This window comes from Elusimicrobiota bacterium, from assembly GCA_018816525.1.
In the GTDB taxonomy this organism is placed as follows: Bacteria; Elusimicrobiota; Endomicrobiia; order CG1-02-37-114; family XYA2-FULL-39-19; genus OXYB2-FULL-48-7.
In genome coordinates this window covers 34,944-45,765 of the sequence record JAHIVV010000063.1, presented here as the reverse complement: position 1 = coordinate 45,765, position 10,822 = coordinate 34,944, and the positions used below count along the sequence as shown (strand labels likewise).

The 10,822-nt window shown below is 39.3% G+C and carries 9 protein-coding genes; 6 read left to right on the top strand and 3 right to left on the bottom strand.

Features of this window, described 5'->3' with window-relative positions:
- The 6 genes from KKH91_06245 to rlmN form a co-directional block, all read left to right on the top strand.
- On the top strand, nt 1-310 hold a 310-nt coding region (locus tag KKH91_06245), incomplete at its 5' end, for a metallophosphoesterase family protein (protein ID MBU0952401.1).
- Nucleotides 311-323: 13 nt separating this feature from the next.
- Nucleotides 324-1,496: a DUF1015 domain-containing protein gene (locus KKH91_06240; GenBank protein MBU0952400.1), complete on the top strand. Its 1,173-nt coding sequence runs from the start codon at nt 324-326 to the stop codon at nt 1,494-1,496.
- Nucleotides 1,497-1,567: 71 nt separating this feature from the next.
- A complete protein-coding gene (locus KKH91_06235) occupies nt 1,568-4,072 on the top strand; it encodes a carboxypeptidase regulatory-like domain-containing protein (GenBank protein ID MBU0952399.1) in 2,505 nt (834 codons plus the stop codon).
- Nucleotides 4,066-4,557: a prepilin-type N-terminal cleavage/methylation domain-containing protein gene (locus KKH91_06230; GenBank protein ID MBU0952398.1), complete on the top strand. Its 492-nt coding sequence runs from the start codon at nt 4,066-4,068 to the stop codon at nt 4,555-4,557. Before KKH91_06235 ends, KKH91_06230 begins: the two co-directional genes overlap by 7 nt.
- A 14-nt stretch (nt 4,558-4,571) precedes the next feature.
- Complete coding sequence (locus KKH91_06225) at nt 4,572-6,095, top strand: hypothetical protein (GenBank protein ID MBU0952397.1); 1,524 nt, start codon at nt 4,572-4,574, stop codon at nt 6,093-6,095.
- Between the two features lie 173 nt (nt 6,096-6,268).
- The gene (gene rlmN, locus KKH91_06220; GenBank protein ID MBU0952396.1) at nt 6,269-7,303 is read left to right on the top strand and encodes a 23S rRNA (adenine(2503)-C(2))-methyltransferase RlmN; all 1,035 of its coding nucleotides are present in this window, start codon (nt 6,269-6,271) and stop codon (nt 7,301-7,303) included.
- 32 nt (nt 7,304-7,335) lie between these two features.
- Here the strand turns inward: rlmN and KKH91_06215 are convergent, their stop codons facing one another.
- The 3 genes from KKH91_06215 to KKH91_06205 all read right to left on the bottom strand — a co-directional run bounded on the left by KKH91_06215 (nt 7,336) and on the right by KKH91_06205 (nt 10,812).
- Nucleotides 7,336-8,193, bottom strand: coding sequence for a PASTA domain-containing protein (locus KKH91_06215; protein MBU0952395.1), 858 nt, complete (start codon nt 8,191-8,193; stop codon nt 7,336-7,338).
- Nucleotides 8,194-8,217: 24 nt separating this feature from the next.
- On the bottom strand, nt 8,218-9,096 hold the full coding sequence (locus KKH91_06210) for a ParB/RepB/Spo0J family partition protein (protein ID MBU0952394.1): 879 nt from the start codon (nt 9,094-9,096) through the stop codon (nt 8,218-8,220).
- A 237-nt stretch (nt 9,097-9,333) separates the two neighbouring features.
- Nucleotides 9,334-10,812 carry a bifunctional metallophosphatase/5'-nucleotidase gene (locus tag KKH91_06205; GenBank protein MBU0952393.1) on the bottom strand — a complete coding sequence of 493 codons (1,479 nt, stop codon included), beginning with the start codon at nt 10,810-10,812 and terminating at the stop codon, nt 9,334-9,336.
- Between the last annotated feature and the right edge of the window lie 10 nt (nt 10,813-10,822).

Here is a 10,822-nt window from a genome sequence, read left to right as displayed (position 1 = left end):
CGAATATTGCGGCAAAAAAATCCTGATTACACACACTCCCCATAAACACAGCAACGACCTGCCCGGGCTGGCAAGCCCTGAAGAACTTGTAAAAAACGCAAAGGCGGATATTGTTCTTTATGGGCATACTCACATACCTAAGATTGAAACTGATATCAGCGGCGTTGTGTGGATAAACCCGGGCCATTTGAAATTAGGCGACGACCGCGGCAAACCAATGAGCTATGCGGTGCTTGATTTAACCGAACATAAATTCGAAGCAAAAATATACAGGTTTGAAGATGATTCGCTTTGGATGAAATATCCCTAGGAGGGATATTTAAATGGCTAAAATAATTCCTTTTAAAGGCATCCGGTACATTAAAGGCTCAAAAAACCTTAAAAATCTTATCTGCCCGCCCTATGATATAATTTCAGAAGAACAAAGAAAAAAACTTACTTCCCTTTCGGCAAACAATTTTGTAAATATTGAACTCCCGGAAAGCAATAAAAAAGCAAAAAAATTCCTTAATACCTGGCTTAAAAATAACATACTTGCCAAAGAAAAAACACCTTCAATATATCTTTATCAGCAGGAATTTGACCTAAAGGGCCGGGTTTTTAAACGCACCGGCTTTTTTGCCGCTTTAGAACTGGATGAGAAATCAATTCACGGGCATGAGAAAACAATCCAGAAACACATTGACCGCCGTTTTGAGCTTTTAAAAGAACTAAAAATTAATACCAGCCCGATTTTCTGCATTTTCCCCGACAAAACAAAGTCAATAACAAAATTAGTGCTAAATGTTTCCAAAAAAAATAAACCTATAGAATTCACGCAGCTGGACAAAGAAAATATTACTCACAGGTTCTGGGTTATCAATGGCCAGAAAACAATTTCCGATTTAACAAATAAGCTGAAAAATGTTTCCCTGGTAATTGCAGACGGGCACCATAGGTGCAGTACTGGACTGTTGTATAAAGAACTCATGGAGAGGAAAAACAAAAAATATGATAACAACGCTCCTTATAACTACATTCTCGCGTTTCTTTGCGCTATAGAAGACCCGGGGCTGGTACTTCTTCCAACTCACCGGGTTATCAGGGCCTATCCGGACATACAGGAAAAAATCAATAAACATTTCACGCTTACCCACTGGGATGGAAAATCAAAACCTCAAATTGTTTGTTATTGCAATGGTGAATTTAAAGTACTAAAACTTAAAAAAGGTTTTTCCGAAAATAAAATTAAAAACAAACTGGAACTTTCTATCGGCGCTATTGTTTTACAGGAATTTGTACTGAACGAAACTGACCCGGGAAACATTTTTTATACCAAGGACCTCGGTGAAGCAATTAAGAAAGCGCAGGAAATCCAGGGGTACGCATTCTTATTGGAAGCGCCTACAATCAAAGACATTTATACGCTGTCAAAAAAAGGCAAAATAATGCCGCAAAAAACCACATATTTTTATCCGAAGGTTCCGGCAGGGTTAGTAATATATGATGTCAGTTAAAAATTGGTGAATGCTTTTCCCGGGTTGTTCCCAAAATTTTAATTAATAAGATTACTAAACAGGTGTTAAGAATGATGAAAAAGAATTGTGAAAAAGGTTTCACTTTAATAGAAATAATGGTGGCCTTGGTAATATTAACTACGGTTATTCTTGTCTATATTGGAACTTTTGGTAATATTTCAAAAGCTTTGTACAGCTCTAAGGCAAAAACATTAGCTACAAACCTTGCGCAGGAAAAAATTAACATATTAAAATCACTTTCATATTATAAACTATTAATCACTGTTTCACCTGCTTATTTTACTGATTTTTCACCTGCAATTCCCTATGATACACAATATTATCCGCGTGAAACCATTTTAGAAGGCGGAATATCTTTTGAACGAATGACTTATGTTCAAGTAGTTCAGGAAATAAACGGAGAACTACAAACCTTTTCTCCAACGACACCTGAAGCAGGGATGAAACTTATTACAGCAACAGTTGTTTGGAGGGAAGGCGGAAGTAAAAAAAAGATACAAATACGCAGTGTAGCTGCTAATCCTGATACAAAAAGGTATAATGCAGTAGTTAATGGTAATGTAAAAAAAGCAGGTACTTCAACAAATATTCCAGATGCCGCTGTATCAATAGTTGAGAATGCAACTTGGATGAATATGACTGACACCTCAGGGAATTATGCCATTACTTTATTAAATGGTAATTATACGATTATGGCTTCTGCCTGGGGATATTTTTCACAGAGCATACCGCTTTCAATCGGACCAAGCCAGACAACCACTATAAATTTCGAGTTAGCACCTATGAGTTCAGGAACAGTTGTTGGAGAGGTGTGGTTAAATGACCACATTGTTATTTCTCAGGTGGTGGCAAGTACAGAGACTGCCGGGACTAATCAGGAATACGTAGAACTTTTTAACCCAACAACTTATACCTGGCAAATTGCAATTAGTTCTATTCCAATAATCGGATTAAAATATCAGGTACAAGATTTGCCAGCGCCGGCGGACATTCCAATAAATTATATTTCCTCCGCCATTCAATCAAAATGTTATTATTTAATCGCAAATACTGTTACAGTAAATGCTTGTGGTATTACAAGAACTGCAGATGCAGTATTTAGTAGCACCACTAATGCTATTAAATGCAGAGAAGATGACAATATAGGTTGCGGCGGCATTGGTATTTACTATATCTCGGATAATTCCTGGATAGATGTAGTCGGCTGGGATTGGAACAGCGGCGCAAAAACAGCCCCGATTTTTGAAACTGATGGTAAAAATGAATTCAGTGGTTTTGAAAAAGGAGAACAACTTGTCCGCAGGTCACGTCCTTCAGAGGTAATTGAAGGAATTGGCAGATGCTATGATTCAAATAACAACAATATAGATTTTATATCTCCCAAACCTCTAATTTATCCGCCAAAAAATAGTTCTAACTCAGAACCAGTTGCTTCCGGTGTTCCGGTAGAAGCGTTTGTCACGGCAAGCGACGGCCTTTCAGCCGGAACTGTCGCACGTCTTGTTGGTTCCCCTCCCGCAAGTAAATTTGAGTTAACTTCAGTTGCTACGGGCACCTGGATAGTAATAATATCAACGGGTGATAAATGTTTAGAAATTTCTAATGTTACAATAATTCCAAATGGTTTAGTCGGTGTTCCTAACAGCGCTACTACCCCGGTCTGGGAAGTTGCCGGCTGCACTTGCGCATTTATTCTATCAGAAAATATGTCCCAGGGGTATATAAGCGGAAAAGTAACTGCCGCGCTTGGCAATGTAATCTCGCCGCCTATTAAAGTTAATGCTGGTTTTGTGACAGAATATGTGAATAGCGCTGGGTATTATTTTATAAAACTAGGCACCGGAACTTATAATGTTACTGCTAACCCTGAAAATTATAATCCGAACTATATTACAGCAACCAAAGACAATATTGAAATAAGACAGGGAGAGATTATTTCCGGAATTGATTTTTCCCTTTCCCAAGGAGGAAAGGTTACGGGCTTAACCACAAGAGACGGCGTAAATCCTGTCCCGGACATAGTTTTCACAGCGCAAGATGTAGATGGCTGGACAAGAGGTGAAAGTATTTCTGAAACAGACGGTAGATTTCAAATTATAAATTTATCTACTGGTGTATATTATATCCAACCAATTTTAAGTTCAAAAGAATCATCTGTTCCCTCTAAAAGCACTGTCACTATTACTATAGGATGTTCAGTTTTCTCTAGTACATTTACTATCACAGGCACCTTAGGTAAAATTGCTGGAACGGTTACATCTTCAGGTGAGCTAATTAAAACCGGAGTATTACTTATCGCAAGCACTCAAACTATTGCCGGGATCCCGCCCGCTTTGAGCATAGCCACACTTTCAGGTGATCCTTATTTTGTATCAAACAGCAATGAAAACGGGACATACTCTATTGAAGTTATAGGCAACGGCTCGCTAAGCTATAAGGTATATGCTTATTATCCGACTTTTAATGGTTCAAACATTGTTATAATTTCTTCTTCTATCGCTAATATTACCGTTCAACCGGGACAAACTACTTCGGGAGTCGATTTTCCATGGTAAAGAAAAAAAATGGTTTTACCCTGATTGAATTATTAACCGTAGTTGCTCTTCTAGGTATTTTATCATTGGGGCTTCCTAAGATGATTAATGAAATATACAAATTCTATAAAATTAATACGGTAACTCTGGAATTACAACAAGAATCAAGAATATTAATGGACTTTATCTCAAAAGATTTAAGACAGGCAAAAAATAGCACAATAACAATTGATTCTTTGTCTGGTCAGCCGTATTATTCGCGTATAAATTTCGTTACTATAGATAACAGCAGTGTTACTTACTATCAAAACGGCAGAAATATTACACGAATTAAAAATATTTATACGAAAATTATGACAAAAAATTTGCGCTATGTGGCGTTCGCTTTCCCTCAATCATATGATATGGCCCTTATATCAGTCTCTTTTACTTTAGAACAAAATCTCTATGATTTACAATCCAAAGCGCTGCATATGGCATCTGAAAAAGTTAGAGTTATGAACTAACGGGGGGATATAAAATGTTTACTCAAAAAGGAAATAAAGGACAAGTGTTAGCTATCGTTATTGCCATAATGCTGTTTTTAACGGTAATCATACCCGGACTTATTTACTGGACCCAAAATCAAACAAAATGGTCAGTAAAACAACAGAGAAAGTCCGTGGCGTTCAACTTAGCTGAAACTGGTATTGACCGCGGCATGTGGAAACTTAAAAGTTCAACTTCAACCTGGGACATGGCCTCTAAAGGTAAAATTACAAATGGTTATAATTTTGATACAACGTATACCGACATTTCCGGCGGAATTTATAGAATTAAATTCACTTCAGGACCTAGTTCATGCGAAGTAACAGTTACTGCTGAAGGCAAAGATTCTACATTAAACGAAATACGGGCAATAAAAGCAATATTCCGCAACCAGGTAATTCCGGGAGCAATTATATCTAAAGACACCATAACCATGGGAAACGCGTTCTCTGTCCATTGGGGGCCCATAATGTCGCATGGTAATATAGAGATTACTAACGCAGCCGCGGCGCAGGATTATTTCCCAAGAAAATATTCAAGACAGGTTGTGACTTGCAACCAAGCAGGCTACGCCAGAGACACAAACGGAATGAATCCTCCGAATACAGACAATATGGAATGGTGGTCTGACTACGATGTTCCTGATTTACCGCTATTGGACTTCGATGCGTTGCGTTCTTCAGCAGCAATTAATGTAACAGTCTATCAGGGAACCGTCCCATACGTTATCAATACATTAAACGTTTTTGGTTGTTCAAAAATGAAAAATTATACAGGGCTAAAATGGTGGCAAGTATATGACGCAGGAGAAGGCGGCTGGGTAGATGCGACTACTTGCAAGGAACCGGGAAACGATCACTCTGGTCTGCCGCATGTCCAAAATTTGTTCAAACATCCTTTTAAATTAGCTAATCGTACCTGGTACTGGGATGACAATGGAGACAAAGTATTCTGGGTCAACGATAGAGATGTGGCGGGGTATCCGTATGGTTATAATGCTGGGTGGGGAGTCGTTGGAAACTTTATTGTTCGCGGAAATCTAGAAAATAACGCCCTGGATAACCTTAGTTATGATTTTATAGATGTCAGCGCCGCTCCCGGTAGGAATATTCCGGAGGAAGCCTACAAGGAATATACCTTAATTCAAAGAACAGGCGTTGATAGTTATTATGACACTTCAGCAACAAATGAATATCCCGGCGATGACGGCTATCAAAAAACCAGAAAAACTTTTAGATTTGGCGGCGAAACCTGGACCCGAGGGCATAATCCTCCCAATGCGTCTAGCACTGATATCGGTATAAAAGGGTTCCTTTATGTGGGTAAAAATCTTCAAATCGACAACCCTATGGATATTTTTGGCGCTGCCTGGATTGTAGGCAATACATCCGAACATGATTGCTCTGAAAGTTTTATTATTTTCTATGATGATTCCCTAGATCTACCTGCATTAAATGTTGTTTTAGTCCGCAAACTGTGGCAAGAGATTCCACCAAGTTCTACTACTTGGCCCTGATGAAAACTATCAAATTTTACTTACCTGCTATTTATTTTTCTATTTTCCTTTCCGGATTTTCCGCTCTTGGCTTTCAGATTTTTATGAATGCGCAAGAAACCGATTTACTTTTAGAAAAAATCATAACTAACGGAAAGGCGTTAATATGCTGATAAGTTGATATGTAAAAAAAAATGAATAAAATATTTATATTAGATCTTGATCCGGAGCAAATTGGAAAATATGTCCTTGAAAAACTTTTAACAAAGTTCCGGGCAAAGCAGATTCTTGAATGGCTATATAAGAAAAAAGTTGATTCATTTGCTGAATTCAGCAACCTGCCCGTTGATTTCCGCAAACATTTGGAGGAAAATTTTTACCTGCGTTCTTTCACTTTAAAAGATAAAAAAACTTCAAAAATTGACGCTTCTGTAAGATACAGTTTTAAAACTTTGGATGGCTTTGAAGTAATTACTGTTTTTCTGCCTCATGAAAACAGAAATTCAATATGTTTGTCCACCCAAATCGGCTGTCCAATAAAATGTTCTTTCTGCGCTTCAGGAAAAGTGCCTTTTAAAAGAAATTTAAGCCGCGGAGAAATCCTGGAGCAGATTTTGCAGGTGGAAAAAGACAGCGGGGCTGTTATTGACAGTATTCTTTTTATGGGTATGGGCGAACCCCTGCTTAATTATGACAATGTAGTCAGCGCGATAAAATCACTGGTTGACCCGAACCAATTTGGCTACGGCAGGCGCAAAATTGTGCTTTCCTCAGCCGGGTTTGTGCCCCAAATTGTGAAATTAGCTGACGAAAACATTGCCGTGCGCCTGGCGCTTTCGCTCCATGCCCCAAACGACGAGACGCGGGAAAAAATCATAACCGGAAAAATTCCTTATTTTGTAGAAGACATACTCGTGGCAGGCCTGGAATACGGCAGGAAAACAAAATCAAAAATTACGGTAGAATATGTTTTGATTGACGGGGTAAATAACACCCAGGCGGATGCGGCCGCCCTGGCAACGCTTGTCGGAAGAAACCTCACCTGGAATGATAAAGTCCAGATAAACCTGATACCCTACAATCCCACCGGAGTGGAAAGATACAAACCGCCTTCAAGAGAAAACGTCCAGGCTTTCAAGGATTATATCTGTGACACCGGTTTGACAGCTATTATCCGCGAATCAAGAGGCACTGATATAGGCGCCGCCTGCGGACAGTTGATTATCTGAGATTTGAAATTTCAAAATTGAGATTATTGCGCCTATTCATCCTCTGCCGATGGAACTGTCTCTGTTTCAACCGGAGCTGCAGGCGCAACCGGCGCCGCCTGGGAAGCATTCGGATTCTGAACTTCTGAATTAATCGTTATTTTTACCTCAGACCCCTTATTAGCGCTCATTCCCGCTTTAGGATATTGGCTCAAAACTATATCAAAATCCTGGTCATCGCTGTAAGATTTGCTTAGCTTGCCTAATTTAAACCCCTTGCTTTCAAGTATTTTCCGGGCTTCATCAAAATATTTTCCAACAACATCCGGAACCATTTCTTTCGGTATTTCTATCGGCTTTGGTTTTGGCGCTGGTTTTGCTTTTACTGTTTTCGGCTGCCCGCCGCTGACTAATAAATTAACTTTTGTGCCGAAATCAACGGAAGCCCCCGGCTGGGGGTCCAACGATATTACATAACCCTTAGGAACTGCCGGCGAAATTTCTCTGTCCATTTTATCCGGTATAAGGCCGGCTTTGGTAATCTCTATGGCTGCCTGTTCAACAGGCATATTTAATACGTTAGGCACCGCGGCCATTTTTTTGCCCTTGCTTACCACAAGTTTTACTATATCGTTTTTCTTTACAAGCGTTCCTGCCAGGGGTTCCTGCTTTAATACGCTTCCGGCAGAGACAAGCGGGTCATTTTCTTCGCCATTAAGGCTGAAATTCAAACCCTTGCTTTCCAGCGTCAGTTTTACGGTTTCAAGCTTTGCGCCGGTTACGTTGGGAAGGCTGAATTTCTGGTTAGCAATAATTAACGGCACGACGTAAAGGTACATTAAAATAAAAACTCCTGCTGAAACTATCAGCGACGTAAAAAACGAAATGGCAAAAATCTTTCCTCTGGTCATAGGTGCTTCCTCCTTAGTTTCCCCTTAGGGGTTCCTGCTTTTCTTCAGCTCCCTTACTATTTTATCAAGTTCTTCAAGAGAATAAAAGTGGATAATTATTTTCCCTTTTTTACCGCGGGAAAACACCTGCACTTTCGTTCCCAGCGCTTTCTGCAGATTATTTTCAAAATCAATCAGTTCTGCCGAGCGTTTGCGCTTTACAGGCTTCCCGCCGCTCCGGCGGATTTCTGATTTCCAGTCTTTAACAATATTTTCAATTTCCCTTACGGTAAGTTTTTCCCGTTGTATCCTTTTTAGCAGTTCTTTCTGCTTGTCGCTTTCAGGGATCCCTGCTAGCGTCCTGGCATGGCCTGAAGTTATAGAGCCGCTTGAAACCAGCTCCTGAATTTCTTCAGGCAGATTTAATAATCTCAAAGTATTCGCTACAACAGACCTTTCTTTGCCTACCAGTTTGGCAAGTTCTTCCTGGGTAAGTTTGAATTCTTCAATTATTGATTTAAAACCATTGGCTTCTTCGATAGGGTCTAAATCTTCACGCTGGATATTTTCTATCAGGGAAATCTGCGAACGTTCTTTGTCGTTAACATGGCGGACAATGGCAGGAATTTCCTTAAGCCCTGTCATTTTGCAGGCGCGGTACCTGCGCTCGCCGGCAATAAGTTCAAATTCACCGGGAATCAGCGAAGGGCTTACAATAAGCGGCTGAATGACCCCTTTTTCTTTTATGGACTGCGCTAGTTCCGTAAGCTTTTCAATGTCAAACTTTTTCCTCGCCTGGTATTTGTTTGGTTTGATTTTATCAAGCGTAAGCTTGAGTATTTCTTCCCCTCTTATATCCGGTTGTTTTCCCAAAATTCCCCCGGGTATAAGCGCTTCTAACCCCCTGCCTAATCCTTTTGCCACTTAAACCTCCCAAGTAGGGATCCCGTTTCCCATTAAAGGAAAATACGGGGCCTATCATTTTGTATATACTACTTTCGTGTTCGCTGTCATATCATGCAGGCCGCGTTTAGGAAAATGAAACGCAACCAGTAAAAAACCTACGCATAAAGTTAAAGCATTTATTATTTTGCCCAAAAACCTTAAAATGGATAATTTATAGTACAGCCTGCCCAAAACACACAATTAGCACCTATTTAGTTATCTCCATTGCGAAATATCTTTCGCTCTATCATCCAATTTTGATTCAATCACTTTGTGTTTCCTGATGTAATCTATGTATAAATCCTTGTAATCATTATCTTTCAATTCCTGATAACCGCCGTTTTTCTTAAAATCCTCCGTACCCTTAATCTTATTCCACAAATAATCCGTGGTTGCGCAGGAATATAATTTTTTGTCATCATTCCTGTCAATTTTTTTATTGTTTATTTTAACTTCTATTAAACGCCGGCCTTTCTCAAGAGAACTATCATAGGTGTACTTCACTGACTTTGAAAAAATTACACGCTCGCTTTCAAATTTTATATTACTTTCAATTAACTGCCACAACTGCCTGGGTGTTATTTTGAATTTTATCCAATAATCATCAAACGGAAATATTTCCCAGATATCTCTGATTTTTATTTCCGGCCCTGCCAGGCCCTTGCGGATTCCCCCGGAATTTGTGAAACAGCTGTCGACTACCAATTGTTCCAGGATTGCATCGCAGGAAAAATTATGGAAATCGCAGGGGGCGGTTAATCTGCCGATAACTTCGTTGATACCGGGAGCAAAAACTTTTTCTTCCTTTTCAAGCAATTCAGTTACAGTTTTATCCGGTTTTATTTCATTTGTTTCAACCATAGGGATAAGTTTCCAATCATAATCTTTTACAGAACGGCTTTCCAAGTCAACCGTTACATCCAATTTGCCCAAAGTTTTTCCTTTAGCTCCGTCCTGGGTTATGATTATATCGTTAATTTTTTCAGGATTTTCTGTCAAAGCATGGCTATGGCCGCCGGCTATTATATCCACACCCGCATCAGGCGCTAATTCTTTTGCTAACAATTCATCTTCCCGCAAACCCTGATGTGATAAAACAACCGTCAAATTTGCGTCTTTACCATACTTTTTACATATTTTTTCAATTGTATCCTTAATGGGTAAAACTTTCAGGCCAAGAGCCCTGTCTTTTCCGATAAGGCTGTCCAGATTTTCCATTATGATTCCAATAAACAATATTTTTACGCCGTTTATTTCTTTTATCAAATACGGCTGGGCAAAATACTTTTCGGGATTTGATTCATAAACAATATTTGAGCAAACAAAAGGAAATTTGGCCTCCTTCATTCGTTTTTCCAATATATCTGCGCCCCAATCAAACTCGTGATTACCCAGGGAAAGCGCATCCGGCGCAAATTTGTTGAGTATTTCTATGGACGCTTTCCCTTTTGATATAGAATCCAGGGCCGAACCTTTAAAATAATCTCCCGACATCACCCAAACAACATTATTCTGATTTTTTCTGTAATAATTTATATAAGAAGAAATTATTGCCGCTTTATTAAATTCTGCATGGAAGTCATTCATGCTTAAAATTGTTACCTTTGCCGGATTTTTAGCAAAAATTAACTGCGCTGACAAAAAGACGCTAAAAATTAGTAGAACTAACCTTTTCATGAATTTATTTTTGAGCATGGTGCGACAT

Bases quoted from the DNA above. Each gene is read 5' to 3' on its own strand.
- KKH91_06240 (MBU0952400.1), top strand. From the start codon at position 324: ATGGCTAAAATAATTCCTTTTAAAGGCATCCGGTACATTAAAGGCTCA.
- KKH91_06235 (MBU0952399.1), top strand. From the start codon at position 1,568: ATGATGAAAAAGAATTGTGAAAAAGGTTTCACTTTAATAGAAATAATG.
- KKH91_06230 (MBU0952398.1), top strand. From the start codon at position 4,066: ATGGTAAAGAAAAAAAATGGTTTTACCCTGATTGAATTATTAACCGTA.
- KKH91_06225 (MBU0952397.1), top strand. From the start codon at position 4,572: ATGTTTACTCAAAAAGGAAATAAAGGACAAGTGTTAGCTATCGTTATT.
- rlmN (MBU0952396.1), top strand. From the start codon at position 6,269: ATGAATAAAATATTTATATTAGATCTTGATCCGGAGCAAATTGGAAAA.
- KKH91_06215 (MBU0952395.1), bottom strand. From the start codon at position 8,193: ATGACCAGAGGAAAGATTTTTGCCATTTCGTTTTTTACGTCGCTGATA.
- KKH91_06205 (MBU0952393.1), bottom strand. From the start codon at position 10,812: ATGCTCAAAAATAAATTCATGAAAAGGTTAGTTCTACTAATTTTTAGC.